Origin of the sequence: Prosthecodimorpha staleyi, assembly GCF_018729455.1 — a bacterium.
Classification (GTDB): Bacteria; Pseudomonadota; Alphaproteobacteria; order Rhizobiales; family Ancalomicrobiaceae; genus Prosthecodimorpha; species Prosthecodimorpha staleyi.
Genome location: NZ_JAHHZF010000002.1, coordinates 496,605 through 522,863, shown reverse-complemented (window position 1 = coordinate 522,863; position 26,259 = coordinate 496,605). Strand labels below are relative to the sequence as shown.

Annotated in this window: 25 protein-coding genes; 16 read left to right on the top strand and 9 right to left on the bottom strand. The window is 68.7% G+C overall.

Annotation, left to right across the window (positions count from 1 at the left end):
• The first annotated feature begins 226 nt into the window (after window positions 1-226).
• The 3 genes from KL771_RS05440 to KL771_RS05430 all read left to right on the top strand — a co-directional run bounded on the left by KL771_RS05440 (window position 227) and on the right by KL771_RS05430 (window position 3,095).
• A complete protein-coding gene (locus KL771_RS05440; protein WP_261967521.1) occupies window positions 227-1,270 on the top strand; it encodes a DUF4399 domain-containing protein in 1,044 nt (347 codons plus the stop codon).
• A complete protein-coding gene (locus KL771_RS05435; protein ID WP_261967520.1) occupies window positions 1,267-1,749 on the top strand; it encodes a DUF4399 domain-containing protein in 483 nt (160 codons plus the stop codon). Before KL771_RS05440 ends, KL771_RS05435 begins: the two co-directional genes overlap by 4 nt.
• Before the next feature lie 71 nt (window positions 1,750-1,820).
• Window positions 1,821-3,095, top strand: coding sequence for an SUMF1/EgtB/PvdO family nonheme iron enzyme (locus KL771_RS05430; protein WP_261967519.1), 1,275 nt, complete (start codon window positions 1,821-1,823; stop codon window positions 3,093-3,095).
• A 55-nt stretch (window positions 3,096-3,150) separates the two neighbouring features.
• Here the strand turns inward: KL771_RS05430 and KL771_RS05425 are convergent, their stop codons facing one another.
• Complete coding sequence (locus KL771_RS05425) at window positions 3,151-4,299, bottom strand: PQQ-dependent sugar dehydrogenase (protein ID WP_261967518.1); 1,149 nt, start codon at window positions 4,297-4,299, stop codon at window positions 3,151-3,153.
• Between the two features lie 204 nt (window positions 4,300-4,503).
• Window positions 4,504-5,082, bottom strand: coding sequence for a thermonuclease family protein (locus tag KL771_RS05420; protein ID WP_261967517.1), 579 nt, complete (start codon window positions 5,080-5,082; stop codon window positions 4,504-4,506).
• Window positions 5,083-5,326: 244 nt separating this feature from the next.
• On the opposite strand from KL771_RS05420, the gene ykgO reads away from it, so the two are divergent.
• The 3 genes from ykgO (at window position 5,327) to KL771_RS05405 (ending at window position 7,363) form a co-directional block, all read left to right on the top strand.
• Window positions 5,327-5,452, top strand: coding sequence for a type B 50S ribosomal protein L36 (gene ykgO, locus KL771_RS05415; RefSeq protein WP_054358400.1), 126 nt, complete (start codon window positions 5,327-5,329; stop codon window positions 5,450-5,452).
• 128 nt (window positions 5,453-5,580) lie between these two features.
• The gene (locus tag KL771_RS05410) at window positions 5,581-6,360 is read left to right on the top strand and encodes a tetratricopeptide repeat protein (RefSeq protein ID WP_261967516.1); all 780 of its coding nucleotides are present in this window, start codon (window positions 5,581-5,583) and stop codon (window positions 6,358-6,360) included.
• 10 nt (window positions 6,361-6,370) lie between these two features.
• Window positions 6,371-7,363: an alpha/beta fold hydrolase gene (locus tag KL771_RS05405; RefSeq protein WP_261967515.1), complete on the top strand. Its 993-nt coding sequence runs from the start codon at window positions 6,371-6,373 to the stop codon at window positions 7,361-7,363.
• 68 nt (window positions 7,364-7,431) lie between these two features.
• Here KL771_RS05405 and KL771_RS05400 read toward each other — a convergent pair whose 3' ends face one another.
• The 4 genes from KL771_RS05400 to KL771_RS05385 all read right to left on the bottom strand — a co-directional run bounded on the left by KL771_RS05400 (window position 7,432) and on the right by KL771_RS05385 (window position 10,374).
• Window positions 7,432-8,508, bottom strand: a complete 1,077-nt coding sequence (locus KL771_RS05400) for a DUF2336 domain-containing protein (RefSeq protein ID WP_261967514.1) — start codon at window positions 8,506-8,508, stop codon at window positions 7,432-7,434.
• Window positions 8,509-8,661: 153 nt separating this feature from the next.
• Complete coding sequence (locus KL771_RS05395; RefSeq protein ID WP_054358396.1) at window positions 8,662-8,931, bottom strand: DUF2312 domain-containing protein; 270 nt, start codon at window positions 8,929-8,931, stop codon at window positions 8,662-8,664.
• Window positions 8,932-9,118: 187 nt separating this feature from the next.
• Window positions 9,119-9,424, bottom strand: a complete 306-nt coding sequence (locus tag KL771_RS05390) for a DUF1244 domain-containing protein (protein WP_054358395.1) — start codon at window positions 9,422-9,424, stop codon at window positions 9,119-9,121.
• Window positions 9,425-9,489: 65 nt separating this feature from the next.
• Complete coding sequence (locus tag KL771_RS05385) at window positions 9,490-10,374, bottom strand: N-formylglutamate amidohydrolase (protein WP_261967513.1); 885 nt, start codon at window positions 10,372-10,374, stop codon at window positions 9,490-9,492.
• A 110-nt stretch (window positions 10,375-10,484) separates the two neighbouring features.
• Between KL771_RS05385 and KL771_RS05380 the strand changes: the two genes are divergently transcribed.
• The 4 genes from KL771_RS05380 (at window position 10,485) to pyk (ending at window position 14,461) form a co-directional block, all read left to right on the top strand.
• Window positions 10,485-11,384, top strand: a complete 900-nt coding sequence (locus KL771_RS05380) for a DMT family transporter (protein ID WP_261967512.1) — start codon at window positions 10,485-10,487, stop codon at window positions 11,382-11,384.
• 236 nt (window positions 11,385-11,620) lie between these two features.
• Complete coding sequence (locus tag KL771_RS05375) at window positions 11,621-12,118, top strand: DUF1036 domain-containing protein (protein WP_261967511.1); 498 nt, start codon at window positions 11,621-11,623, stop codon at window positions 12,116-12,118.
• A gap of 219 nt (window positions 12,119-12,337) precedes the next feature.
• On the top strand, window positions 12,338-12,724 hold the full coding sequence (locus KL771_RS05370; protein ID WP_261967510.1) for a hypothetical protein: 387 nt from the start codon (window positions 12,338-12,340) through the stop codon (window positions 12,722-12,724).
• Between the two features lie 297 nt (window positions 12,725-13,021).
• Window positions 13,022-14,461: a pyruvate kinase gene (gene pyk / locus KL771_RS05365; RefSeq protein ID WP_261967509.1), complete on the top strand. Its 1,440-nt coding sequence runs from the start codon at window positions 13,022-13,024 to the stop codon at window positions 14,459-14,461.
• Between the two features lie 102 nt (window positions 14,462-14,563).
• Here the strand turns inward: pyk and KL771_RS05360 are convergent, their stop codons facing one another.
• The 3 genes from KL771_RS05360 to KL771_RS05350 all read right to left on the bottom strand — a co-directional run bounded on the left by KL771_RS05360 (window position 14,564) and on the right by KL771_RS05350 (window position 20,353).
• Complete coding sequence (locus KL771_RS05360; protein WP_261967508.1) at window positions 14,564-16,348, bottom strand: DUF882 domain-containing protein; 1,785 nt, start codon at window positions 16,346-16,348, stop codon at window positions 14,564-14,566.
• Window positions 16,349-16,672: 324 nt separating this feature from the next.
• Window positions 16,673-18,640, bottom strand: a complete 1,968-nt coding sequence (locus KL771_RS05355; protein WP_261967507.1) for a L,D-transpeptidase family protein — start codon at window positions 18,638-18,640, stop codon at window positions 16,673-16,675.
• Window positions 18,641-18,742: 102 nt separating this feature from the next.
• Entirely contained in the window at window positions 18,743-20,353 is a 1,611-nt protein-coding gene (locus KL771_RS05350; RefSeq protein ID WP_261967506.1) for a sigma-54-dependent transcriptional regulator, read from the bottom strand.
• A 238-nt stretch (window positions 20,354-20,591) separates the two neighbouring features.
• On the opposite strand from KL771_RS05350, the gene KL771_RS05345 reads away from it, so the two are divergent.
• From KL771_RS05345 to KL771_RS05320, 6 genes are all read left to right on the top strand, one after another.
• Window positions 20,592-22,439 (top strand): M3 family oligoendopeptidase, encoded by a 1,848-nt coding sequence (locus tag KL771_RS05345; RefSeq protein ID WP_261967505.1) that lies wholly within the window; start codon window positions 20,592-20,594, stop codon window positions 22,437-22,439.
• A gap of 55 nt (window positions 22,440-22,494) precedes the next feature.
• Window positions 22,495-22,968 (top strand): hypothetical protein, encoded by a 474-nt coding sequence (locus KL771_RS05340; RefSeq protein WP_261967504.1) that lies wholly within the window; start codon window positions 22,495-22,497, stop codon window positions 22,966-22,968.
• Window positions 22,969-23,077: 109 nt separating this feature from the next.
• A complete protein-coding gene (locus KL771_RS05335) occupies window positions 23,078-23,968 on the top strand; it encodes a heme-dependent oxidative N-demethylase family protein (RefSeq protein ID WP_261967503.1) in 891 nt (296 codons plus the stop codon).
• Window positions 23,969-24,069: 101 nt separating this feature from the next.
• Complete coding sequence (locus tag KL771_RS05330) at window positions 24,070-24,294, top strand: AbrB/MazE/SpoVT family DNA-binding domain-containing protein (protein ID WP_261967502.1); 225 nt, start codon at window positions 24,070-24,072, stop codon at window positions 24,292-24,294.
• A complete protein-coding gene (locus KL771_RS05325; protein WP_261967501.1) occupies window positions 24,291-24,731 on the top strand; it encodes a type II toxin-antitoxin system death-on-curing family toxin in 441 nt (146 codons plus the stop codon). The genes KL771_RS05330 and KL771_RS05325 overlap by 4 nt, the downstream gene beginning before the upstream one ends.
• Window positions 24,732-24,829: 98 nt before the next feature.
• Window positions 24,830-26,209, top strand: a complete 1,380-nt coding sequence (locus tag KL771_RS05320) for an ABC1 kinase family protein (RefSeq protein WP_261967500.1) — start codon at window positions 24,830-24,832, stop codon at window positions 26,207-26,209.
• The last annotated feature ends 50 nt before the right edge of the window (window positions 26,210-26,259 follow it).

Genomic DNA, 26,259 nt, shown 5'->3' with positions numbered 1-26,259 from the left:
CCGGTTCGGCAGATCGCTCAAATTGGGCGTCGCAGCCCATACAAAGGCCTTTGATGCCTGGCCTCGCGGCCGCCGGAGTCCCGGCAGGCGCCAATCCGCCGGGACGCGGTGGCGGGAACCGGGCGTCGATGCAGATCGAATCGCGAGTTCGGCTTGCCGCCACAGGCCCCGGGCGATAGCATCCGATCCAGTGCATAGGTCCGGGGTCGCCCGAGGGAGGTGATCGATGTTCCGGCGCCGTTTCGACGATTCTGCACTCCGGCGCCGCCTGCGGGCCGCGGGCGAGCTCCTGCGGTGCGGCGCCGTGTCGGTCTGCCTCGCCGGGCTGACGGCCCTGTCGGGGGCGGCCGTTCTGGTGGGAGTGCTCGGGGCAGCCGAGGCGCAGGCGCCCAGGCCGCGAACCAAGTCGCCGCCGGGTGCCAGCGTCTATTTTCTGGAGCCGCAACCCGGCGCCACCGTCGGAACCCGCTTCAAGGTCCGCTTCGGGCTGTCCGGCATGGAGGTTTCGCCGTCGGGATCGCCGAAGCCGAACAGCGGCCATCACCACGTCATCATCGACACCGACCTGCCGCCCTTCGACGAACGCATTCCGGCGGATTTCAACAATGTCCATTTCGGCGGCGGCCAAACCGAGGCGGAACTGACGCTGCCGCCGGGCGAGCACACGCTGCAGCTCCTGTTCGCCGATCACGACCACATTCCGCACGATCCGCCGCTCGTCTCCAAGGAGTTGCGCATTCGCGTGGTCGAGGATGCGGCGACCCCGCCGTCGGGGCAGGCCCAGGGCGGCCACATGCACCACGGCGATGGCGATGCCGGGAGCGTGGCAGGGGTGCCGGCGGGGGCCGGTCGCCGACCGTCTCCACCCGGTGCGTCGGTCTATTTCGTCTATCCGCCGGACGGCGCCGTGATCCGGCCGCGGACCACGATCCGCTTCGGCCTCAAGGGCATGGGCGTCGCGCCCGCCGGCATCGAGAAGGCCAATACCGGCCACCACCATCTGCTGGTCGATGTCGAGACCCCGCCGCTCGACGGACCGCTGCCCAACGACTTCAATCACATCCATCTCGGCAAGGGACAGACCGAGCGCCGGCTCGACCTGAAGCCCGGGGAGCACACGCTGCAACTCGTCTTCGCCGACGAACGCCATATACCGCATGATCCGCCGGTCCTGTCGGAGCGCATCCGAGTCACCGTCAAGCTGCCGCCGAAGCCCGTCAAGGCGAAAGCGAAGGGGAAGCCCAAGCCGAAGGCGCGGAGGGTTCGATGAGACGGAAAGGTGTGAGGGAAGCCGTGACGGGAATCGCCTTGGCGGTCGGCATCACCGTGGCGAGCGGCATCGGACTGCCGGTCGGCGCCGGGCTGCGGGCCGATGCGGCGATCGCCGCCGAGGGCACGACGCCGGCGCCGAAGGGGGCTGCGGTCTATTTCCAGGCGCCGCAGGACGGCCAGCGCGTGCCGCGCCGCTTCACCGTGCGGATCGGGCTGCGCGACATGGGCGTCGCGCCGGCCGGGGTGGCGATCGCCGGAACCGGACACCACCATGTTCTGATCGACGCCGAGGCTCCGGCGGCCGGCGAGCCGATCCCGGCGGACTTCAACCATATCCATCTCGGTAACGGCCAGACCGAGGTGGAGTTGACGCTCACCCCCGGTCGTCACACCCTGCAGCTCGTCGTCGGCGATCATCGCCATATGCCGCATCAGCCGCCGGTCCAGTCGCCGAAGATCACCGTCACCGTCTATTGAAGCCCGGAGGGATGTCGCGCGCGATGGCAGGAGCGGAAGCAGGAACAGCGGCGACGGCAGCGGGCTGTTCCGTGCGCCTTGTCACGGCGTATCTCGGCTGTCTCCTTCTGCTCGGCGTTCTGGCCCCGGGTCCGGCGGCGCGTCCGGCCGCGGCCCAGTCGGCCCCGCCGGCCGAGACCGTATCGCCCGACGCCTTCGAACTGACCTTCTGGGACACGATCCGCAACAGCCGGAATCCCGACGACTTCCGGGCCTACCTGGAAGCCTTTCCGAAGGGACGCTTCGCGCCGCTGGCGCGCATCCGCTTGCGTCAGAACGGCGGCGATGGACCCGGCTCTACCGATCCCGAGGCGCTGGAGGCGATTTCGGGCGACTTCGTCGCCAGCGAAGCGACCCCGGTTCTGGCGCGTCCGGCGCCCGATGGGCCTCGCCTCGGCAGTCTGCGGGCGGGCGAGGCCGTCCGCGTGACCGGTCGGCATGCCGCAACGGGCCTGGTGCGGGTCGAACGGCGCGACGGCAAGCCGGGCTTCGTCGCTGCCGAGCGCCTGAAGCCGGCCGGCGGGACGCCGGCCGCCGGCTCCGGCCAGGATGGGCAGTCCCCGGATTCGTCAGGGGCTGCGGTGGCTGCCGGACGGCCCGGCGAGCCCGTCACTGACTGCGCCGACTGCCCTGAAATGGTGCGCATTCCGGCCGGCAGCTTCGAGATGGGGGCGAACGAGCTGTCCGACTTCGAGAAGCCCGTGCATCGGGTCACCCTGGCGCGGCCATTCCTGATCGGACGCTACGAGGTCACCGTCCGGCAATGGGAGGTCTGCTCCGGCGAGGGTGCCTGTCCGGCCAAGGTCGGTCCGGCCATGGACGGGTCGCTGCCGGTCACCGACGTGACCTGGGGCGAGGCGCGCGGCTACGCCACCTGGCTGGCGCGCAAGACCGGGCGGCGCTATCGGCTGCCCAGCGAGGCGGAATGGGAGTATGCCGCCCGCGGCGGCGGCAAGACGACCTATCCGTGGGGGGCGCAACTGATCCGCGAGCGGGCCAACTGCCTCGGCTGCAACGCCACGTCGCTGCGCCGCGCTCTGCCGGTCGGACGCTTCCCGCCGAACGAGTTCGGGCTGCACGACATGGCCGGCAACGCGGCCGAATGGGTCGAGGATTGCTGGTTCGACAACTATCGCGGCGCGCCGTCGGACGGGTCCGTGCGCGATTCGGCCAATTGCCGCGAGCGTGTCCTGCGCGGCGGCTCGTTCGGCAACGATCCGCGCTATCTGCGCTCCGCCGCCCGGTTCAAATACGATGCCGAGGTCCGCTACTACGGCAACGGCTTCCGGGTGCTGCGCGAGGAGTGAGCCCGTGATCGAGGGGTGCCACCCCTTCTGCTTCGCAGGCGGAGGCGGCACGGGTTCAGAGGGCCGGCTTGACGCGCACCAGCTTGCCGTTCGAATCGTCGGTGATGATCCAGAGATGGCCGTCCGCGCCCTCGGCCACGTCGCGGATGCGGGCGCCGAGTTCGCCGAGGATGCGCTCCTCCTTGACGACCGCGTTGCCGCTCAGTTCCAGCCGCACCAGCACCCTGGTCTTCAGCCCGCCGACGAACAGGTTGCCCTTCCAGCCCGGAAAGGCACGGCCGGAATGGAACAGCATGCCGGATGGCGCGATGACCGGCGTCCACTGATAGATCGGCGCCGTCATGCCGGGCGCCTCGGTCAGGCCGGTGCCGACCGGAGTGCCGTCGTAGTTCTTGCCGAACGAAACGACCGGCCAACCGAAATTGAGCCCCGCCTTGGCGACGTTGATCTCGTCGCCGCCGAGCGGGCCATGCTCGATCACCCAAAGATCGCCGGTATTCGGATTGAGGGCCGCGGCCTGCGGGTTGCGGTGGCCGAGGCTCCAGATTTCCGGCAGAGCGCCGGGTTGGGAGACGAAGGGATTGCCGTTCGGAATGGCGCCCGCCGGCGTGATGCGCACCACCTTGCCGATGTCGGAATCGAGCGTCTGGGCCTTCTCGCGGATGGTGTAGTCGAAGCGCTCGCCGAGCGTGACGAACAGGGCGCCGGTCCGGTCGAAGACCAGGCGCGAGCCGAAATGCAGGGTGCTGGCGACTTTCGGCTTCTGCGAGAAGATCACCTCGACATTGTCGAGTCTGGCCTTCTTGGCGTTCAGGCGGCCGCGCGCCACCGCAGTCGAGTTGCCGCCCTGACCGGCCTGGGCGTAGCTCCAGTAGACGAGATTGTTGCGGGCGAAATCCGGATCGATCGCGACGTCGAGCAGGCCGCCCTGGTCGCGCGCGTCGACTTTCGGCAGGCCGGAGATCGCCTTGGAGGGTTTGCCGTTTTGCTCGAAGATGCGCATGCGGCCGCTGCGTTCGGTGATCAGCATCCGGCCGTCGGGCAGGATGGCGATGCCCCAGGGATGGTCGAGGCCCGAGGCGACCACAGTCGTGGTAATGGTGGCCTTCTCGGTCGTGACGCGCGGGGCGTCGGTCGGCGTTGCGGCCGTGACGGTGGTGGCGATCAGCATCGCCGCAAGGCTCAGGGTCGTGGTCGCGCGCATGGCGGCTGCTCCGGCAACGGACGGATCGGAATCGGATCCGCGCTCATGACCATTCTCGCATCTTGCGGCGAAGCCTGGAAGAAAACGGCCCGCTTGAATCGCCTCGGCCTCGGCCGCGGCGCCTCGATCGGACCAGACGGTTGGCATCCGGTGCACGATGCCGCTCGACTTCGCTTCAAGATCGATCTTTCGGGGGGCCGCCGGTCACGGCGGGCTGTCGGCATGAACGCCGCGTCGATCGCGCTTGGCCGCCTGCGCGGCCGGACCCAGAACGGCATCGGCGGGATCCTCGGGTTCGGCCCAGCCCTCGCGGACGAGCCGCAGGGCGAGTGGGTCCTTGTCGAGATCACAGGCCGCCGGCACGATCGGCGGACGCGGCAGGGCGGTCTGGACTGACGGCTTGGTCTCCTCCGGTCCGAGCGCGCGGCACCCGACCACGCGGCCCGCGATCCAACCCGAGAGGGCGGTCGCCGACCGAATGCCGCAGGCCCAGCGCAGGCCAGCCGGCGTTCGGCAGATCAGCGTGCGCTCGAACGGCCGGATGCCGGCCAGCCGGAACGCCCTGTCCTCGCCCACGAAGGTGACCGCATCGACCATGCGGGCCGGGCTGTCGACCCGGACATAGATGCGGTCGTCGATCATGCGGGCGGGCGCGTCGATTCGCTGGCGCGTCTCCTGGCTGCGATCGATCCGGGTCGGTACCTGGGTCCAGATCGGCTGCCCCGGCGGCGCCTCGGCAGCCAGAACGGTCGGGCCGCCGAGCAGCGGCGGAAGCGTCATCATCAAGACCGCCACAGCGCGGCCGGGACCCGCGAAGGCGCCCGAAAAGGCACCGATCCGGTCGTGGGCAGGGCCGGATCCGCCGTTGACAGGGGCAGGGCGCTTGCCTATGGTCCCGCCCGAATTCGTCGCGAGCGCGGACAAAACCGCGCTCGATTTCGTATCAACCCGTCGTGACGGACAGGTGTCGACTGCGCGCTTCGCGGTGCGATCGATCCTTACGCGCTCGACAGCCCGGTGCCCGGTCATGAAGATCAAGAACTCGCTCAAGTCGCTCCGCGGTCGCCATCGCGACAACCGCCTGGTTCGCCGCAAAGGGCGCGTCTATATCATCAACAAGACCAATCCGCGCTACAAGGCGCGTCAGGGCTGATCCGATCGCTCCGTCGCCGACGCGCGAGGCCTGTCCCGGCGTCTGCGGCGGATTTCCGGGCTCTCGGCATCGCGATGCCGCCCGGCCACGATCGCGTGATGTCTGAAAGGCCGGCTTTGACGAGCCGCATGATCGGTCCCTATGATCCGGTCATGCGGTTTTTCATGTCGCCACGGTTTCCCCTCCTGCCTGCCGGCCCGGCGCTGCTGCCGGTGGCTGTCCTCATCGTGTCGCTGGCCGGTGCAGTGCTGCCGGCCGGTGCCCAGGGCGTCCCGCGCGACCATCCGCCGCTGACCCCCGACCGCAAGGCGCCGTCTGATCGTGTGCCGGCGGAGCCGGGGCCGAATCGCGGCAGTCGCACCGAAAAGCCGTTGCCGGGCGGCGGCGTCGGCGTCGATCTGACCGCGCCGCCGGCCGGTCCGCAGGCGACCATCACCCTGGATCAGCTGTTCGAACGCCTGAAGGCGGCGAAGCGGCCCGAGGCGGGTCAGCGCATCGCGCGCGAAATCGAGGGGCGCTGGCTGCAATCGGGCAGCGATACCGTCGATCTCCTGATGGCGCGGGCGCTCGCCGCCATCAAGGCCAACGAGACGGCCCTGGCGCTCGACCTGCTCGATGCCATCGTCACGCTGAAGCCCGACTATGCCGAGGGCTGGAACAAGCGCGCGACGGTGCATTTCGTGCGCAAGGACATCGGCCGCTCGGTCGCCGACATCGAGGCCGTGCTCCGGCTGGAGCCGCGCCACTACGGAGCGCTCTACGGGCTCGCCACCTTGATGAAGGAACTCGGCGACAAGAAGCGGGCGCTGGCCGCCTACCGGCAGGCGCTCGAGCTCAACCCGTTCCTGTCCGAGGTCGAGAAGCAGGTGAAGGACCTGTCGCTCGAGGTCGACGGGCGCGATCTCTGAGACCGGACCCATGGTGTTGCGTGTGATCGGGCTCGCCGTCGGCGGGGCCGTGGTTCTTGGCTTCCTGCTCGCCGCCTATGCGTCGGTGAAGTCCTCCCGGATCGAGGCGGAGCATCCGCCGACCGGGCGCTTCGTCGAGGTCGCGGGGTTGCGGCTGCACTATGTCGACCTGCCCGCGACGGTGCCGCAGGCCGACGATGCCCCGGCCATCCTGTTCGTGCACGGGGCGAGCGCCAATCTCAACGACAGCCTGCTGGCCTTCCGGACGAGCCTGGAGGGGCGCCATCGGCTGATCTTCGTCGACCGTCCGGGGCACGGCTATTCCGAGCGCGGCACCAATCCAGGCATCGCCGCGCCGGCCGCCCAGGCCGCCGTGTTGGCCGCCTTGCTCGACAGGGTCGGGGTCCGGCGTGCGGTCGTGGTCGGCCACAGCTGGGGTGGGGCGGTCGCCGCGGCCATGGGCGTGCTGCGCCCGGACCGCGTCGCCGGCCTGGTCTTCGTCGCTGCCGCGACCCATCCCTGGCCGGGCGGGGTCGAGTGGTACTATCGCGTGGCGGCGCAGCCGATCGTCGGCTCGCTGTTCGCCCGCACTCTGGTCATGCCGATCGGCATGGCGTCGCGCGACGCCGGCCTGAAGGGCGTGTTCGATCCCAATCCGGAACCGGATGGCTATACCGGCAAGGTCGCCGTGGACCTGCTGTTCCGTCCGCCGGAATTCGTCGCCAATGCCGAGGATGTCTTCGGCCTCAACGCCAATCTGGCGATCCAGTCGCGCCGCTATGGCGAGATCCGCGTGCCGACCACGATCCTGTCGGGCAACAAAGATTCTGTCGTCTATGAGGAACTGCATTCCGGCGGGCTGGCCCGCGACATTCCCGGATCGCGCCTGATCTGGCTCGACGGGGTCGGCCACATGCCCCATCACGCCGCGGGCGAACGGGTCGTCACCGCGATCGAGGAGGTGGTCGACCTCGCGCGCGGACGGGCTCTGGCGTCGCGTTGAGGCCCGGCAGTGCGGGCGGGCGCCGGGGCGGCGGCCGGTCTCAGCCTGCGGCAGCGGCGTAAAGCCGTTCAGCCGGCGCGGCCGACCGTGCTGCGCACCTTGTGAAACCGGAGGGCGCGGTCGGCGGTCTGCCTGTCGATCTGGCGATACTCAGTGACCATCGGCATCACCTGGGCCTTGTTCAGCCGCAGGCGTTCGCAGCGCAGGGCGCTCAGCCGCTGGTAGACCGTGTCGGACATGTCGAGCGATCGGCAGATCACCGCGATACCCATCGCGTTGACCTTGTGCAGCACGTTGTTGACATGGGCCTCGGGGACGGAGGCCAGCTCCGACAGGACGAAAGCCACGTCCATGATCCGCTTCTTGAAAATCAGCTGGTCGACGACCTCGTCCAGCGGGCGTCGACCCTCCCGGATGTCGGCGATGGCGAGCTTGGCGTCGAGCCGGTTGCGCCGGTTGGTGTGGCGCGCCTGATCCAACTCGCGCCGCGCCTCGTTCATCAGCGCGTCCAACTGCTCGTGATCCTGGGCCATCAGATGTTCGAGCCGCTGGCGGGCGGCCGGACTGAGATGGGCGACCAACGCCTTGGCGATCAGCGGGGGCATGTCGGCGCGGAACGACAGCGCATCGCCCAGTTCAGGGTCACTGCCGGCCTTCTCGGCAAGGCTGTTGAAGCTCCGCTCGGAGAATTGCGCGCCGAGATTGCGGGTGACGGCCTTCAGAACGTCGCCTGAGCCGCGCTCGACGATGACGTCCGTGACGCGCGTGCCGAGTTCGGCACGCTGCGCGATCGCGTGCAGGTGAGCCTGGCCCTGGCTCGTGGCCAGGCCGACCAGATCGTCCTCGGTCAGTACCGGCGAATGACGCAGGATCGGCGCCGCGACCCGGGCATCGTCCCGGGCGAGCTTCAGGGCCAGGTCGCGCGGCGTGCGATCCAGGCCGGAGACCTTGTCGGCGACCTTGACGCGATCGTCGAGCGGTACCTGATCGAGCAGGCGACCGAGCACCTCGCCGAACAGCAGGGTCTCCCGATCGGTATGGAGTTCCGAGCCGTCGACGAAGAGATTCGAAACCTGCTGCAGCAATTCGCGCCGCTTCTCGCTCGACCCTTCGCGAGCCAGATCGACGAGCATGGAGTTCGGCACGGACAATTTCCGGATCCCGTGAGAGAGCGAGACCGCACCGTAGACCGCAAAATCCTAAAAAAGGATCCACGCAAACGATCTGAATGCACAGGCCGGCATCCCGAACCCGGGTCCGGAGGGTCACGGCCGGATGCCGGTCGCCCGGCCGTCGGCCTATTCTTCGGTCGGCTCGCCGCCGAAGACCATGCCGAGCGCCTGCAAGTAGAGGTCGAGAACGGCTTCCTGTTCTTCGCGCTCCGATTTGTCCTGCTTGCGGATGCGGATCACCTGACGCAGGATCTTGATATCGAAGCCGGTGCCCTTGGCCTCGGCATAGACATCCTTGATGTCGTCCTGAATGGTCTGCTTTTCCTCTTCGAGACGCTCGATGCGCTCGACGAAGGACTTCAACTGGTCGGCGGCAAAGCCCGCGGGTCCGGACAAGGCTGTCTCCTCGGCAACGGGGGGTGAACGGATCAGCGCGGGTTAGAGCCCGACTCTGGGGGCCGGGTCAAGCGTTCCGCGCGGCGGCGGGGAAGGACGGTCCGCAAGGACCCAGTGCCCGGCCGCCGACCGCCGCCGATCCCGGCCGGCGGCGCGGCTCCAGTCCCGGTCGCGCAGCCCCGATCGCTCAATGCTGCGGGCGGTTCTTCTCGAAGGCGGCCAACTGGTCGCCGGAGGCGTCCCGCTGGTGCTTCGCCTTCCACTCGTCGTAGGGCATGCCGTAGACGGCGACGCGGCTGTCGGCCTTGCTGACCGGCATGCCGCGCGCCTCGGCGGCCTCCAGGTACCAGTTGGCGAGGCAGTTCCGGCAGAAACCCGCCAGATTCATGAGGTCGATATTCTGCACGTCGCTGCGCTTGTCGAGATGCTCGAGCAGGCGGCGGAAGGCTGCGGCTTCCAGTTCGGTGCGTGATTTTTCGTCGAGATCGCTCATGCTAGGGTCTCCGCTGCAACGCCGGCACCGGTCGGGACGGCCGGGCGCCTGTTCGGTGGGGACTGTCAGGCCGGCATGGGTGCCGGTCGTTCGAATGGGTATGCCGCATCCGCCAGCGGTAGCGGCAAGGGCGCGACCGGCCCGGCATCCGAACCGAAATACTCGATCCGGTGCAGGTCGGGGCGGCCGGCGAGATCGTCCATGATCCGCGTCAGCCGCCCGGCCCAGGCGAGAATCCCGGCCGCGTCGGCGATCAGGTCCTGGCGTACCTCCAGGATGGCATGGGCGAGGCCGCGACGGGTGGCGTGACGGAACATGGTATCGCCGTGCAACGCACCGCCATAGGGCTCGTTGTCGCCGACGACCAGGGCCGTGTCGGCTGAGAGCGCGTCGTGCAGCAGGCGCGGCAGGCGCGGATCGCGATCCCACAGGATGCCCACATGCCAGGGTCTCGGCACGCCGCGCCAGACGGGCGTGAAACTGTGCAGCGACAGGATGACGGGCGGAACCCCGCTCGCTCGCGCCGCCGTTTCGATCACGGCCGCGACCGCTTCGTCATACGGGCGCCAGAAGCGCCCGATCCGCCGGGCCCTTTCGTCCGCATCGATGCGCGCATTGCCCGGCACCACGGCGCCGTCGGACAGCCGCATGATCAGCGTCGGGTCGTCGTCGCCGCGATTCGGGTCGATCAGCAGGCGCGAGAATCGCGACAGCACCGCCGGAGCGCCGGTCCGCCGCGCCAATTCGCGCGTCAGACCGTCGATGCCGATATCGTAGCCGATATGGCGTTCCAGCTGGCCTGCGGGCAGGCCGAGGCCGGCATATTCGGCCGGCACGATATTGGTGGCGTGGTCGGCGAGAATCACGAGGCCGCGGGCCGGATCGCCGGCAAGAATTTCGCGGGCCTCGTCGCGAAAGGGCGAACGGGCATCGAGTTCGGGGCTTGGCATCGAAAGACCATAGGCGGAAGCGTCTGCGGAATGATAGTGACGCGCAGCCCGTGCCGCCAGAGCCCGCGCCTCGAGCATCCTCCCCCGGTTCGTCGGAAGCCTGCCCCGCCATGACCATCACCGCCCGCCCGGGCCGACCCTCGACGGTCGTTCTCATCGCCGTGGCCGCCCTCGTCGCCGGCGCCGTCGCCATGGCGATCTCGCCGGTCTTCGTCCGCGTCGCCGGCGCCGCCGATGTCGGTCCCTTCACCAGTGCCTTCTACCGCGTCTTCCTGGCCCTGCCGCTGTTGTGGATCTGGGCTCGCCTCGAACTCAGTCGCTCAGGCCAGCCGGATCCGGGCTGGACCTGGCAGATGGTGGTGGTCGGCCTGCTCTTCGCCGGCGACCTGTTCTTCTGGCATCTGGCCGTCCTGAAGACGACCATCACCAACGCCACGCTGCTGGCCACCATGGCGCCGATCTGGGTGGCGGCCTTCTCCAGCCTGTTCATCGGCGAGCCGGTCACGCGTCCGACCATCCTCGGCCTGGCGATCTGCGTCGCCGGCGGCGCCGTGCTGGTCGGGTCGAGTTCCAGCTATGCGCCGGAGCGATTCCTCGGCGATCTCTTCGGCATCGGCACCTCGTTCTTCTTCGGGCTCTATTTCCTGGCGGTCCGTGTCGCCCGTCGTACAGCGCCCGCCGGCGCCGTGCTCTTCCGGTCGACGATCGTGACCGCGGCCGCCCTCGCCGTGGTCGCCGGCGTGATGGAGAACAGCTGGCTGCCCGCCGGCTGGCTCGGCGCCGGCGCCCTGGTGCTGATGGCCTGGGTCAGCCATGCCGGCGGGCAGGGGCTCTTGGCCTTCGCGCTCGGCCACCTGTCGGCGGCCTTCTCGTCGCTGGTCATCTTCCTGGAGGCGGTCGCCGGGGCGCTGTTCGGCTGGCTGATCTACGGCGAGGCGCTGGGGCCGCTCGAACTGCTCGGCGGCGCCGGGATTCTCGCCGGGATCTGGATCGCGAGGCCGAGAACCTGAGGCCCGCGCGTCGGCCGTCCGCCGGCTCGCGACCGGCCGGGCGGCGCTGACCGTTCGGTCGGCCGATTTTCTGCCGCAATTGTCCCGCCCTTTCGTCAGCCTCGCCATGGGGGAAGCCGTTCGTCTGGACAAGACCGGGACGAGCAGGCATCCTCCGCACCCGAAATCGACTGGTCACCGGACGAGACGCTTTGACTTCTGTCCCCTCCGTGATGAACCCCTCCGATCCGGACGCGATGCGAAGCTTCCTGTCATCTGCCTGTCTCCGTCCGCGCTTCGGCCGGAGGTCCTTCCTTACGGTTTCGACCATCGCTGCAGCGATCGTCGCCGCTTCCGCATTGTCCGCAACGGAAGCAAAGGCTGATCTGCGCATCTGCAACAAGACCTCGAGCCGGATCGGCATCGCCGTCGGCTACAAGGATCAAACCGCCTGGGCGACGGAAGGCTGGTGGAACCTGCCGGCTTCATCCTGCGAGACCTTGCTCGCCGGACCACTCGTTTCGCGGTATTATTATATCTATGCGATCGATTACGATCGGGGCGGCGAATGGAGCGGCCGCTCCTTCATGTGCACCCAGGAAAAGACCTTCACGATCCGCGGTATCGAAGACTGCCTGAAGCGCGGCTTCGAGCGCACCGGCTTCTTCGAGATCGACACCGGCGAGCAGCGCAGCTGGACCGTCCAGTTGACCGAGCCGGGCCGTGCCGGCCTCGGCACGGCCGGCAGCCAGTAGCGCGACGGATGCTGCGACCGGCGGCCGAGTATCCTTCTCGAGTCGGTCACAATCCCCGAGGCTTGGCTATCTCCCGAATCACCCTGTGCCGTCATGCGGTCGCGATATGGGCGGAGGCTCCGAAAGTCGACGCTGCCCGTGATGACCAGGCCTCGGGCCGCCCCGCAGACCATGCGGGGGAGGGCCGCTAGAGGCAGGCGTAAGGGAAGGACAAAGTCCGTGCGCTACATCCTGTCTCTGGCCGTGCTCTCCATCCTGCTTCTTCAATGGACCCGCTCGATCCCGATGGCCAGCGTCGGCGGGTCCCTGGCGATTGCGGTTGTCTTCGTCGCCGCAGCCCTGGCTGTGGGCATCCACGAGGCCTGGATGCACAAGCGCCGTGTCGCCGGCTGGATCGTGAATATCGTCGTCTCTTTCTTCGGTGCGGTCCTGGCCGCTCAAATCGGTGGCTTCCTGGTGGTCATGCTGCTCGGCAGCGTTGCGACCGTGGAGAGCTCGGTGGCCAAGTCGGGCGAGCCCTTGATGTCGCTGGCGCTCGCCGGTGGCATGGTGGCGACCGTCCTCGGAGCGTGGGCCGCGCTCCGGATCGTCGAACGCTGGCGCTGAGCCGCCTTCGACCATCGTCGCAGGCGGGCATCCCCGGACACCGGCCGGCAATCCCTTCGGCTCCGGCCGTTCTGCCGAACCCAGGACTGAAAATCTCGACTTTCGAGGCGGTTGACGGATCCGTGACCGACTTTCGGCGGCGAGGCTTGGCCGGACCGGACGTCGCGGCGGACGGTCGCGGCGACACCGAAAGGCGTCGCGGGCTCTTGCATTATCTTGCATCGCAGGGTCTTCCTGCCGCATCACTCGGATAACCGGCGATGAAGCGCCGGACCGGCAGGGGAGGCGGCGGCGGCCATGCGGCGCAAGAGACGTGTGAAGATCGTGGCCACGCTGGGCCCGGCCTCGAGCGACAGTGCCACGATCGAACGGCTGTTCATGGCCGGAGCCGATGTCTTCCGCATCAACATGAGCCATACCAGCCACGATCGCCTGCGCGAGCTGGTCGGCATCATTCGTGCGCTCGACGTGAAGACCGGCCGGCCGATCGGCATCCTGGCCGACCTGCAGGGTCCGAAGCTGCGCCTCGGCACCTTCGCGGGTGGGCCGCAGGAATTGAAGATCGGCGACGAGTTCACGCTCGATGCCGATCCGACGCCGGGCGACCGGACGCGGGTCTACCTGCCGCATCCCGAGATCCTGTCGGCGGTCGAGCCGGGCCACCGGCTGCTGGTCGACGACGGCAAGGTGCTGCTGCGCTGCACGGCCAAGGACGGCGAACGGGCGATCCATGCCCGCGTCGAGGTCGCCGGCCGCGTCTCCGACCGCAAGGGCGTCAGCCTGCCCGACACCACCATTCCGATCGGTGCCATGACCGAGAAGGACCGCGCCGATCTCGACGCGGCGCTCGATATCGGCGTCGACTGGATCGCGCTGTCCTTCGTGCAGCGGCCCGAGGATCTCGCCGAAGCGCGCAAGGTGACGCGCAACCGTGCGGGCATCATGGCGAAGATCGAAAAGCCGCAGGCGATCGACCGGCTCACGGAGATCGTCGAATTGTCCGACGCCATCATGGTGGCACGCGGCGATCTCGGCGTGGAACTGCCGATCGAGCGCGTCCCGGGCCTGCAGAAGCAGATGACGCGTGCCTGCCGTCGCGCTGGCAAGCCCGTGGTGGTCGCGACCCAGATGCTCGAAAGCATGATCGCCTCGCCGGTTCCGACCCGCGCGGAGGTCTCGGATGTGTCGATCGCGGTGTTCGAGGGCGCCGACGCGATCATGCTGTCCGCCGAATCGGCGGCCGGCAAGTATCCGGTCGAGGCGGTCGCCATGATGGATGCGATCGCGCGTGAGGTGGAGAAGGATCCGACCTATCGCGGCATCATCGCCGCGCAGCGTTCCGAGCCGGAAGCGACCGGGGCCGACGCCATCGCGGCGGCGGCCCGCCAGATCGCCGAGACGCTGAACCTGTCGGCCATCGTCTGCTTCACCATGTCGGGCTCCACGGGCCTGCGCATCGCCCGCGAGCGGCCGTTCCCGCCGCTGGTCGCCATCTCGCCCGATCCGGACATGGCCCGTCGCCTGTCGCTGGTCTGGGGGCTGCATTCGGTCATCTCCGAGGATGCGCGCGATTTCGACGACATGGTCTCGCGTGCGACCGGGCTCGCCTTCCGGGAGGGCTTCTCGAAGCCCGGCCAGCGCATCATCATTTCCGGCGGCGTGCCGTTCGGGACGCCCGGGTCGACCAACATGCTGCGCATCGCGTTCGTCGGCGCCGACCACTACGCCGACCTCTGATCACCGCTCGTCGTCGAGGTGCCGACAGAGAAAGGCCCGGCGGGGGAACCCGCCGGGCCTTTCTGGTCATCGCATCGGGCGCGCCCTGGCCGGGCGGCGCGGTCAATCGGTCTTGACGATCGACAGCGCCGCGACCGCCGGGCCGCTGAAGCGGTCGCTGCGCAGGTCGCCCGAGCCGTTGCCGAAGTGGGACACGACCAGCAGCGCCGGCTTGGTCAACAATTGCGGCAGATGCTCCTGGTCCGGATGGCGCAATTCGCCGAACGCGGCCATCCGGGTCGTTGCGCTGTCGAGCAGTTTCGGTTCCGTCCGCTCGCCGGTCCGACCGACCAGACGCGCGAGCGGATCGGCGCGATCGCCCTTGGCGGCCGGGCGGCTGGCCGGCGCCGGCGGCACTGCGAGCCGGGCTGCGCCGGCATCCGTCGCCGAGATCGCACCGGTCGTCGCCGCCGGCAGGGCCGCCAGGACGACACCGCCGCCGGCCTGCGGGCGCGGTGCGGTTGACTGAGCGAAGGTGGCAGCCTGGACCGACGAACCGCCACCGCCGGAGCGGATTTCGGCGACCGGCATCGGCTCGTAGGCGGGCTTGGGCGTCGGCAGGATCGGCGCATAGCCGAGCGCGGAGGCGGCGATGGTTGGATCCTGGGCGCCGGTGGCCATCGCGATGGCTTGGCTCGCCGGCGCGGCGGACGGCGGCAGCGCGGCGTAGTTGGTGCCGGGCTTGCCGCGCGGCTGGGCATATCCTGCGGGCAGCGGCGTCCCGATGGTCGGCGCGGCGGCGGCCAGTTGCGTTCCCGGCTTCGGCGCCGGCACGGGCATGTCGACGGACTGGACGGCGCCGGCGGTTGCCGGGACGATCCCGGCCGGCCCCTGTATCCAGCCCACCGGCGTGCCGTTCGGGCCCTGATTTCCGGCGACCAGGGAACCCGGTGCGCGCGGCGCCGGAACCGGCAGGGGCAGGGCGACCAGCGAACCCGGCGCGGTGCTGCCAGCAGTGCCCGCAGCGCCGGACTTGGTCGCCGTCGACGGGCTGAAGCTCTCGCCGGCGTCCGCGACGGCGCGCGAACCGGGCGGCGGCGGCCCCTGGCGCAGGGTCTGGACCCGGGCCGGTGCTGCGCCCTCTTCATCGTCGTCGCCGGCCTCTGCGGCCTTGTTGCCGCCACCGAAGAAGGAGGCCAGGAAACTGCGTCCGCCGGAACCGCCGGCGGAGGCCACGGCCGTCTCGCCGCGCCCCTTGCGCGCCTGAACCTCGGCGAGCGCCTCCGAGTAGCGCGGCAGCGGATTGCCGTCGGCGGGCAGGTGGGCGGTCTTGCCGTCCGGGAACAGCGCAACCAGCTGCTCGCGCGTCATGCGCGGCCAGGCGCGCACGCTGCCGGTATCCATGTGGACGAAGGGCGAGCCCGAGGTCGGATAGAAGCCGACGCCGCCGAACTGCTTGCGCATGCCGACCGCGCGGAGCTTGTCCAGCGGCACGTCGGGCAAATAGAAGTCCATCGCCTTGCCGAGCGTGTGCTGGCTGAACTTGGCGACGCCGCGCGAGCGGGAACGCAGCATGTTGTTGGTGGTGGGCGAACGGTAGCCGCAGACGATGTGGATCGGGTCGCGCGCGCCGGTGTCGCGATAGACCTCCCAGATCAGGTCGAACAGCTGCGGGTCCATCTTGGTGGACTCGTTGCGCCGCCAATCCCTAAGCAGGCGGTTCAGCTCCTGCAGTCCGGCCTGATCGTACGATCCGTCGCGCTTGAAGACGATCGTCGCGCGTTCCTGGGTGTGGGTGTTGTAGAGGCTGAGCGCGCGCGTCTCGGCCTTGGCGACCGCGGCGGAGCCAATCAGCACCGCGGCTGCGACGCCAAGCCCGGTGCGGTGGAGGCGATAACCGTTCGACATGCGCCCCGTTCGACCACTCTGTTCAGCCTGCTACCCCGAGGTAGGCGAGGGTTCCTGACCCCGCAACTTGGTACCACCCCGATCGGCCCACATTCGCTGCGACTGGTTAATGAAGCATTTACCCTAGAACCGAATGCGCTGAAAAGATGACGAACGCCCCGATCGCAGTTTTCCGATCCCCATTGCGGGCTCCGGACCCCATCCGGCTCGGTCTCGATTCATCTGGTCATGAACGTAAAGGGGGCATCGGACCCCCTTGAAACCGCCCGGCGCATCGCCGGCCGGCTTCCCTTTGCAGTCCGACCCGACCCGGAGCGGCACCGGTCAGATGCCGAGCAGCCGCTTGGTCCGGGCATTGTGGCCATAAATGTCGGCGCGGCTTTCGAGCTTGCCGTCCGGGCCGACGAAGGCCGTGAAGTAGGCGAGATGCACCTCGAGCTTGCGCTTCAGCCAGAGATACTTTTCGCCGCCGCCGATCATGCCCTTCAACTGCTTGCCGTCGAGGCCGCCCGGCTCCTCGGCGAGGAGCGCGTCGGCGAAGGCGAAGGGCTCGTGCACGCGCACGCAGCCATGCGACAGCGCCCGGTAGGTCTGGGTGAACAGGCCGCGCGACGAAGTGTCGTGCAGGTAGACGGAATGCTGGTTCGGGAACATGAACTTGATGTTGCCGAGGGCATTCCCGCCACCCGGGCGCTGGCGGACCGAGACGGCATTCGGATTGACGTTGGCCCAGTCGACCTCGCTCGCGCTGACGACCCGCTTGCCGACGACGACCTCGTAATTGCCGCGGTCGAGATAGCTGCCGGCCGTCTCCTGAATCTTGCCCAGCATCTCCTTCTTGAGGATCGAGACGGGCACGTTCCAGTAGGGATTGACGATGATGTGGGTCATCGTCTCCGAGAAGACCGGCGTCTGGTTGGCGACGCGGCCGACGATCACCCGGGTGCGGTGGACTTCCTTCCCGTCGCGCACGATCGCGAGCTGATAATCCGGAATGTTGACGAAGACATGCAGCGAGCCGAGCTCGCGCGGCAGCCAGCGCCAGCGTTCCATGTTGGCGACGATGTCGGCCGGCTTCAGATCGACCGCCTTGGTCTCACCGCCCGCGCCGGGATCGTTCAGGAGCGAGACGGTTGCCGGGCCGACCAAGCCGGTCGGCTTCAGCCCCTTCTCCTTCTGGAAAGCCTTGACGGCCTCGACCAGCGGATCGTCGTAAAGCTCGCCGTCCGACGCGGTCGTACCGATGCCGAGCCGCTCTCGCAGCGCCGCGACGCGGCCGTCCTTCTGGCCGGGCCGCAGGGTGGGGCCGTTCGGGACCTGCACCACCGGCGGCGGCGGCGTATAGCCGCCCATCTCGGCCAGCTTGGCCTTCAGGCGGCGGTAGCCCTCGTGCGGCGGATTGTAGGCTTCGAGCGTCGCGGAAAGATCGGACGATGCCGCAAACTCCGCCAACGCGGCGGCCGGATCGACCTGCGGCGGCTTGGCGGTGGCCAGTTCGCTGAGGCGCGTCGGCTCGAAGCGGCCCGACATCGCATGCATCGCGTAGCGCAGCGTCGCGGCGGCATAGCCGACCTCGAACTCCGCAAGCGTGGTCTCGCCGGCATCGGACTTCGGCCGGCCGACCAGATAGGCGGACGGGTCGAGGCCGTCGTCGGCAGCATGGCGGAAGCGGTCGGCAGCCTGTTCGGCGCGCCGGGTCAGGCCGTTGCCGTCGACGAACAGTGGCTGCCAGTCGCGCGCCTCGTAGAAGGCCGCGATGGCACCGCGGAGGCGGCGCTCCTCGGCGCTGCCCTTGATCCGGGTCTTGTCGGTGAGATCGGCCTTCAGCACTTCGACGATGCGTTCAACCGGCACGCCCGCAACGACCGTCGGGACGACCGCCGCCGGGGCCACCACAGCGGGTGCCGGCGCCGCGGCAGGGGCGGGCGCGGCCACGGTCTGGCCGGCGGGCAGGGTGCGGAATTCGCCCGGCGGCACGCCGACCGGTCCGGGGGCGTTGCTGAAGGCGCCGGCCGGTGCCGCGCCGGCAGCCGGCGCCGTGCCTGCGGCCGGTGCGGCGGCCGTCGTCGGCGCCGCCGGTTCGATCACGATCGGGGGCGCCTCCGTCGGCATGCTGATCGGGTTCTGCAGTCGCCCGGCGATGTCCTGCGCGTCGTTGGCCGGCGCTGCGCCCAAGCCCGAGCCGGTTCCCTGGCCCGGGGCGACGCCCGTCAGTTCCGCAGCAGCGCTCCCGGCGAGCAGCAGGAGGAGGGCGGTACCGGAGAAGAGATGCGACCACGAGCGGCGGATCATGCCTGGCTCCCGAACGAGGACCGAAACTAATGGATGTCCCCGGCATCAGCAGAAACCCGAGCCGGCGATTCCTTTCAACAGCCATCGCACCGGGGCGCGGCTTCACTCGGCCGCTTCGACATCCGGTGTGTCATCGAAACCATATTCCTTGAGCTTGCGATAGAGGGTCGACCGGCCGATGCCCAGCCGTCGCGCGACTTCTGACATGCGACCGCCATAGTGTTCGATGGCGATCCGGATCATTTCGGCCTCGATCGCGGCCAGGTCCCGGACATGCCCGTTCTGGTCGAGACTGCGCAGAAAACCGAAGGGCGCCGGGCCGGTTCCGCTCGCGAACGCGCCCGGCGCCGGCGACCATCCGGACATCGGCGACGCCGTCCCGGCCGAGGTCGGAACGGGGGCGGCGGGCGGTGCGGAGGGCGGAGTCAAAATGACGTGAGCGGGGCTATCGGGCGGCGGATTCGAGGCGGCGGTGTCCCGAAGCGGCGGCGCCGCGCCGAGAATCGGCGGCAGCCGGGGCTCGCCGACCAGGGCGGCGATCTGCGGGAATTCGTCGATGCCGAGATGGCTGGCGTCGTCGGCCAGCACCACGGCGCGGAACACCGCATTCTCCAACTGACGGATGTTGCCGGGCCAGTCGTAGCGCTGCAGCAGGCCGATCGCCTCGGCGGTCACGCCGACCAGCCGTCGCTTCTTCTCCTCTGCGGCGAAGCGGGCGACGAAGTGCCGGACCAGGTCGGGGATATCCTCCTTGCGCTCGCGCAGGGGCGGCACCCAGACCGGGAAGACGTTGAGCCGATAGTAGAGATCCTCGCGGAACCGACCCTGCCGGGTCATGTCGAGCAGGCTGCGGTTTGTCGCCGAGATCAGGCGGAAGTCGACCTTGACGGTGCGCCGCCCGCCGACCGGCTCGACCTCGCCCTCCTGGATCGCGCGCAGCAGCTTGACCTGCACGTCGGCCGGCAACTCGCCGACCTCGTCGAGAAACAGGGTGCCGCCGTGGGCCTCCTGAAACTTGCCGGCATGCCGCTCCAGCGCGCCGGTGAAGGACCCCTTCTCGTGGCCGAACAGGATCGATTCGACGAGATTTTCGGGGATGGCGCCGCAATTGACCGTGACGAAGGGCTTCGAGCGGCGGTCGGACGAGCCCTGAATGGCGCGCGCGATCAGTTCCTTGCCGACGCCCGATTCGCCTTCGATCAGGATCGGGATGTTGGAGGCTGCGGCGCGCTCGCCGAGCCGCAGCACGCGCGCCATGGCGGGGCTGCGGGTGACCAGGTCGGAGAAGCCGAGGGTTCCCTGTTCGACCCGCCGGATGCGGCCGACCTCGTCCTCAAGGCTGGCGACCCTCAGCGCATTCTGGATCGAGACCTGCAGGCGTTCGGGACCGACCGGCTTGACGACGAAGTCGACCGCGCCGGCCCGCATCGCCGAGACGACCACATCGATGCCGCCCTGGCTGGTCTGCACGATGACCGGAATGCTGATGCCGGCCTTGCCGAGACGGGTCAGGACCGTCATGCCATCCAGGTCCGGCATGACCAGATCGAGGATGACCAGCGAAATGTCGGCAGCCTCCGGCCCGGTCAGAATGCGCAATGCCTCCAAGCCGTTGTCGACGCTGCGCGAGGTATGACCGAGGCGGCGGACGGCCTCCTCCAGCAGGCGCCGCTGGATGGGATCGTCGTCGACGATGAGAATGCGCTCGGCCATGGGACCCTGGAATCTGTTTCGAAACGGGACCGATCCTGGGGGCGAAGAGTTAACGGTTCGTTTGCCTTGGCGGGTCGTTTCGTAACGGACTGCAAACGGCGGGAGCTGGGTTGGGTTCCGCCGGCCTCCAAACACTTGGCCAGCGAAGCCGCCCGGCGACGTTGATCGGGAGGCGGCGAAAGGCCATATAGTCCGGCGAGGCCGACGGGATCGGCCGGTCATTTCGGTCGGGGTTGCCATGAAGAACGGGTCTTGCCGCGCTGCGCCTGCCATCGAGGGGGGACGCAAGCCCGCCGCCGATCTCGGTGCGTTGCCGGAATGGAACCTTGCCGATCTCTACCCGTCGATGGATGGGCCGGAGGTGAAGGGTGATCTCGACAAGGCGCTCGGCTGGTCGAGGACCTTCGAGGAGAATGCCAAGGGAAAGCTGGCGGGACTGGCCGAGGCCGGGGCCGGGCACCGGCTGGCCGAACTGCTGCGGGAATACGAGGCGCTGCAGGAACTGCTCGGCCGCCTCGTCTCCTATGCGGGCCTCGTCTATTCGGGCGACACCACCGACCCGAAGCGGGCCAAGTTCTATTCCGACCTGCAGGACAAGATCACTCAGGCCTCGACGCACCTGATCTTCTTCGAACTCGAACTGAACCGCCTTGAGGATGCCGCCGTCGATGCCCTGATCGACGGGGATGCGGGCCTGCGTCACTATCGGCCGTGGCTGGAGGACATCCGCAAGGAGAAGCCGCACCAACTCGCCGACCAGATCGAGCAGCTGTTCCACGAGAAGTCGACCACCGGCCGCGGCGCCTGGAACCGGCTCTTCGACGAGACCATCGCCAGCCTGCGCTTCCGGGTCGCCGGCGAGGACGAGGATCTGGCGATCGAGCCGACCCTGAACCTCTTCCAGGACCCCGACGAATCCCGCCGCAAGGCGGCCTCCGATGCGCTTGCCGAGACCTTCAAGGCGAACCTGCGCACCTTTGCCCTGGTCACCAACGTGCTCGCCAAGGACAAGGAAATCTCCGATCGCTGGCGCGGCTTCGGCGACGTGGCCGATTCGCGCCATCTCGCCAACCGGGTCGAGCGCGAGGTTGTCGACGCCCTGGTGGCGGCCGTGCGCAGCGCCTTCCCGCAGCTGTCGCACCGCTACTACGCTCTGAAGGCCAAGTGGCTCGGCAAGGACCAGCTCGACCACTGGGACCGCAACGCCCCGCTGCCGAAGTCGGACACCCGCTCGATCCCGTGGAGCGAGGCGCGCGAGACCGTGCTCGGCGCCTATTCGCGCTTCTCGCCGCGCATGTCGGAGATTGCCGGACGCTTCTTCGAGCGTGGCTGGATCGACGCGCCGGTCCGTCCCGGCAAGGCGCCGGGCGCTTTCGCGCATCCGACCGTGCCCTCCGCACACCCCTATGTGCTGCTCAACTACCAGGGCAAGACGCGCGACGTGATGACGCTCGCCCACGAGCTCGGCCATGGCGTGCATCAGGTGCTGGCCGGCCCGAACGGCGCCCTGATGGCACCGACACCCTTGACGCTGGCCGAGACGGCGTCGGTCTTCGGCGAGATGCTGACCTTCAAGGCCTTGCTCGCCAAGGCCGAGAGCCCGGCCCAGAAGCATGCCATGCTGGCCTCGAAAGTCGAGGACATGCTGAATACGGTCGTGCGCCAGATCGCCTTCTATACCTTCGAGCGCAAGGTCCATACCGAGCGGCGCGAGGGCGAGCTGACCGCCGACCGGCTGTGCGAGATCTGGATGGAGGTGCAGGCGGAGAGCCTCGGTCCGTCGATCCGCCTCGGGCCCGGCTACGAGACCTTCTGGACTTATATTCCGCACTTCATCCACTCGCCCTTCTACGTCTACGCCTACGCCTTCGGCGACTGCCTCGTGAATTCGCTCTACGCGGTCTACGAGAACGCCGCCGAGGGCTTCCAGGACAAGTATTTCGCCCTCCTGGAAGCCGGCGGCACCAAGCATCACAAGGAACTGCTCGCCCCCTTCGGTCTCGATGCCTCCGACCCCGGCTTCTGGTCGCTCGGCCTCGGCGTGGTCGAGCGGATGATCGGCGAACTGGAAGCCATGGAGGCTTGACCGCGGAGCGGCGCCAAGTGGGGCTCCGCAAACGGGTGGGGGAGGCTGAGATCGGATGCGCCAGGTCCTGATGCTTGTCGGCGGCGTATTGGCCGGGTTCGTGCTCGCCAATGTGGCGATCTCGGCGCTCTATTGGTGGCATGAACGCAACGAGGTGCCGCCGCCACCGCATTTGGCCTTTTTGCGTGGGGCTCTGCAGGTCAAGGCCGACCGGATCGACTTCGCCTCGCTCAACAACGGCAACTGGAGTTGGCTCTGCCTGTTCGGTCCCGGCACGCGGCCGGTCGATTTCGTGCGCACCGAATCGGCGCGGCGCGGCGAGACGGCCGACATTCAGATCCGCGATGCCCGGCCCGGCCCGGCGCGCGAGATCGGCGCGCTCGGCGCCCAGGACGGTGCCCTCTCGGTGGTCGATCCGCTCGGCTATGTCGCGATCGTCCTGTTCGCGGGGCTCGAGCCGATCTCCGGACTGAAGGGGCCGGTCTGCGCGGAGCGCAAGGATCCCGTGATCAGCCTTGCCGGAAAGTAGGGGCAGGGACTTGAATCGCCCCCTAGTGCAGTGCAGCACGGCTCGCTAAGGTCGGCGCGTCGGCCTGCCGGACCCTGCGGCAGGCGCCTCGGCAGGATCCGATCTCTCGATGCCGCAACTTGCCCGCACGCCCTATGACGGTTCCAAGCAGCCCTTTTCCATCGGTCTCGCCCCGATCGACGAAGGCCGTTGGTTCGAGCCCGACGAACACCTGATCGGCGAACTCGACGAGAAGAACGCACTCCTGCGCGACAGGACCGATCTCGTCTTCCGGGCCGAACCGGGGACCGAGGACGCGCAAGCCGAGGTGCTGGACCGGGTTTCGACGTTTCTCGTCGACCGCTACCCGGAGCGCTTCCGGCGCGACGGTGACGGCATCGTGATCGCCGACGACGGACGTCGCATCGTGGGCGGCGGCGAGCCCCCGCTGATGACCGCCGCGCGCCTCGTTCAGGACGATCTGGTTGTCATGCGGCCCGCCGGTCCGGAGGGCTACCGGCTGGTCGCCGCCGCGCTCTGTTTCCCCTCGTCCTGGTCGCTCGCCGAGCGTTTCGGCGCCTCGCTCGATGCGCTGCATCACAATGTGCCGGGCTATGGCGAGCGGTTGGCCGTGCGCATGAAGCGCATCTTCGACGGCCTCAAGGCTGGCGTGATCGTCGAGCGGCTGAACTGGTCGATCTATCCGGACGACGAACTGCATCACCCGGAATCCAAGGAGCGCCCCCGCGACTGGTTCGGGCGCGATCGGAACGCCTTCGTCCGGGTCGAACGCCAGACGCTGCGCCGGCTCCCGGTCTCGGGCGACATGCTCTTCACCATCCGCATCCTGGTCGATCCCTTCGCGGCCTTCGAGCGCAACCCCGACGGCGCGCGCCTGGCCGCTTCGCTGCGCGACCAGATCCTGAGCCTCGACCCCGATCAGCTCCGCTACAAGAACCTGCACGAGCACCGCGATCTGGTCGCCGGCGAGCTGGCGCGGATCGCCGAACTCGCGCGGTAGGGTGGGCGAACCTGAAGGATCGCGCCGGCCGCGTTCGTCATGGTGCCGAGCCCGCAGGTGTGTTGTACGTTTCGTATAACGCCGGAGCGGAGTGACGAGCCATGAAGTTGGAGATCAAGAAGATCGGCAATTCGACGGGCCTGATCCTGCCGCGCAATGCTCTGGCGCACCTGGGACTGAAACTCGGCGATGTGGTCTTCGCGGTGCCGGACGGTGACGGCGGATTGCGTCTGACGCCCTACGATCCGGAATTCGAGGCGAGCATGCGGCTCGTCGACGGAATCATGGACGAATACAAGGATACGCTGAAGGAACTCGCCAAATGACCGGGCCGGTCGAGACCGGCTTCGGCCAATGGACGCAGGCCGGTTTCGGTCCGCGTTGGGTGGAGAAGGCCGAGGTTCTCGCCCTTCATGAGAAGCAGATCGACCGTTTCGGTGGGGCTGCCGGAATCCGGGACGAAGGCGCGCTCGAATCCGCGCTGGGGCGACCGCGCAACAAGTGGGAATACGAGCGCGGCGGTCTGGCCGTTCTGGCGGCCGCCTACGCCTTCGGAATCGCCCGCAACCGTCCCTTCGTCGAGGGCAGCACGCGGGCCGCTTTTGTGACCCTGATGTTGTTCCTGCGCGAGAACGCCATGATATTCCGGCCACCGCAGATCGAGGCGGCGCGGATCATGTTGGATCTCGCTGCCGGATCGGTTTCGGAGGAAGGTCTCGCCCGCTGGATCGAAAATCGGTCCGATGGCGCGGGGAATCCGTAAACGGGCCATGATGCCGGTCGGGGGCGATCGTCGCTGCCGACCAACAAGGCAGCGACGATCGGGCGGACGTGCACTGCCTGAGGACTCAGCAGGAACAGATGACCTCATCCCAGGACGATGAAAAGAACCGCCTCTCGGGCCGCGTCTCGCGCTATGCGCGGGTCGGCACCGGGATCGGGTCGGCGGCGGCGCGGATTGCCGGGGCGCGGCTGTTCGGCGGCGATCCGGACTTGCGGCGTGAGGGCGAACTGCTCGCTGCCGCGCTTGGCCAGCTGAAGGGGCCGCTGATGAAGGTCGCCCAATTGCTGGCGACCATCCCGGATGCTATCCCGCCCGAATGGGCGGCGGAGCTGATGCGCCTGCAGGCCGATGCGCCGGCCATGGGCTGGGCCTTCGTCAAGCGGCGCATGACCGCCGAACTCGGGCTCGGCTGGGAGCGCCGGTTCGCCGATTTCGAGCACCAGCCGGCCCATGCCGCCTCGCTCGGGCAGGTGCATCGGGCGACCGGCCATGACGGGGCGCGGCTGGCCGTCAAGCTTCAGTATCCGGACATGGAATCGGCGGTAGAGGCGGACCTGAAGCAGCTCGGCGTCATCTTCGCGCTGCATGCGCGGATGCGGCCGGCCATCGACACGACCGAGATCCGTCAGGAGATCGCTGCGCGTATCCGCGAGGAACTCGACTATGGCCGCGAGGCCCGTCACATGGGTCTCTATGCGGGCATCTTCGACGGCGACCCGGACATTCGCGTGCCGGCTCCGGTCCCCGCCCTGTCGACCCGCCGCCTCCTGACCATGAACTGGCTCGACGGCCGGCCGATCCTCAGCCATCGCGAGGCCGGGCAGGACACCCGCAACCGTCTGGCCACCGCCATGTTCAAGGCTTGGTGGTATCCGTTCAGCCATTTCGGCGTGATCCATGGCGATCCGCATCTCGGCAACTACACGGTCTTCGACGATGCCGACGGGACGCCGACCGGGATCAACCTGCTCGACTACGGCTGCATCCGCATCTTCCCGCCGCGCTTCGTGGAGGGCGTGATCGATCTCTATCGCGGCCTGATGGCGGAGGATCGCGACCGGATCGTCTCGGCCTATGAAAGCTGGGGCTTCCGCGGCCTCGACACGGAACTGATCGAGATCCTCAACATCTGGGCGCGCTTCATCTACGGGCCGCTCCTGACCGACCGGGTGCGCCGCATCGCCGATGGCGTCTCGCCGGCCGAGTATGGCCGGCGCGAGGCCATGCGGGTGGCGCAGGCGCTCAAGGCGAGGGGGCCGGTGACGGTGCCGCGCGAATTCGTGTTCATGGACCGCGCCGCCATCGGTCTCGGCGGCGTGTTCCTGCATCTCGATGCGGAGCTGAATTTCTATCGGCTGTTCAACGAGCAGATCGAGGGCTTCGACCGCGCCGCGATGGGCCGCCGCCAGGCGGACGCCCTGGCGGCCCGGGGGCTGGCATCGGCGGATGCGGCATAGGCGGTTCGCCTGGCCCCCGGGAGCACGGCGGGGGGCCCGGGCGGGCCGGG

Excerpts from the sequence above, each read along its gene's own strand:
- KL771_RS05440 (WP_261967521.1), top strand. The coding sequence starts at position 227 with ATGTTCCGGCGCCGTTTCGACGATTCTGCACTCCGGCGCCGCCTGCGG.
- KL771_RS05345 (WP_261967505.1), top strand. The coding sequence starts at position 20,592 with ATGAAGAACGGGTCTTGCCGCGCTGCGCCTGCCATCGAGGGGGGACGC.
- KL771_RS05355 (WP_261967507.1), bottom strand. The coding sequence starts at position 18,640 with ATGATCCGCCGCTCGTGGTCGCATCTCTTCTCCGGTACCGCCCTCCTC.
- KL771_RS05390 (WP_054358395.1), bottom strand. The coding sequence starts at position 9,424 with ATGAGCGATCTCGACGAAAAATCACGCACCGAACTGGAAGCCGCAGCC.
- KL771_RS05420 (WP_261967517.1), bottom strand. The coding sequence starts at position 5,082 with ATGATGACGCTTCCGCCGCTGCTCGGCGGCCCGACCGTTCTGGCTGCC.
- KL771_RS05425 (WP_261967518.1), bottom strand. The coding sequence starts at position 4,299 with ATGCGCGCGACCACGACCCTGAGCCTTGCGGCGATGCTGATCGCCACC.
- KL771_RS05405 (WP_261967515.1), top strand. The coding sequence starts at position 6,371 with ATGGTGTTGCGTGTGATCGGGCTCGCCGTCGGCGGGGCCGTGGTTCTT.
- KL771_RS05385 (WP_261967513.1), bottom strand. The coding sequence starts at position 10,374 with ATGCCAAGCCCCGAACTCGATGCCCGTTCGCCCTTTCGCGACGAGGCC.
- KL771_RS05335 (WP_261967503.1), top strand. The coding sequence starts at position 23,078 with ATGCCGCAACTTGCCCGCACGCCCTATGACGGTTCCAAGCAGCCCTTT.
- pyk (WP_261967509.1), top strand. The coding sequence starts at position 13,022 with ATGCGGCGCAAGAGACGTGTGAAGATCGTGGCCACGCTGGGCCCGGCC.
- KL771_RS05340 (WP_261967504.1), top strand. The coding sequence starts at position 22,495 with ATGCGCCAGGTCCTGATGCTTGTCGGCGGCGTATTGGCCGGGTTCGTG.
- KL771_RS05350 (WP_261967506.1), bottom strand. The coding sequence starts at position 20,353 with ATGGCCGAGCGCATTCTCATCGTCGACGACGATCCCATCCAGCGGCGC.
- KL771_RS05320 (WP_261967500.1), top strand. The coding sequence starts at position 24,830 with ATGACCTCATCCCAGGACGATGAAAAGAACCGCCTCTCGGGCCGCGTC.
- KL771_RS05360 (WP_261967508.1), bottom strand. The coding sequence starts at position 16,348 with ATGTCGAACGGTTATCGCCTCCACCGCACCGGGCTTGGCGTCGCAGCC.
- ykgO (WP_054358400.1), top strand. The coding sequence starts at position 5,327 with ATGAAGATCAAGAACTCGCTCAAGTCGCTCCGCGGTCGCCATCGCGAC.
- KL771_RS05375 (WP_261967511.1), top strand. The coding sequence starts at position 11,621 with ATGCGAAGCTTCCTGTCATCTGCCTGTCTCCGTCCGCGCTTCGGCCGG.
- KL771_RS05325 (WP_261967501.1), top strand. The coding sequence starts at position 24,291 with ATGACCGGGCCGGTCGAGACCGGCTTCGGCCAATGGACGCAGGCCGGT.
- KL771_RS05330 (WP_261967502.1), top strand. The coding sequence starts at position 24,070 with ATGAAGTTGGAGATCAAGAAGATCGGCAATTCGACGGGCCTGATCCTG.
- KL771_RS05435 (WP_261967520.1), top strand. The coding sequence starts at position 1,267 with ATGAGACGGAAAGGTGTGAGGGAAGCCGTGACGGGAATCGCCTTGGCG.
- KL771_RS05380 (WP_261967512.1), top strand. The coding sequence starts at position 10,485 with ATGACCATCACCGCCCGCCCGGGCCGACCCTCGACGGTCGTTCTCATC.
- KL771_RS05410 (WP_261967516.1), top strand. The coding sequence starts at position 5,581 with ATGATCGGTCCCTATGATCCGGTCATGCGGTTTTTCATGTCGCCACGG.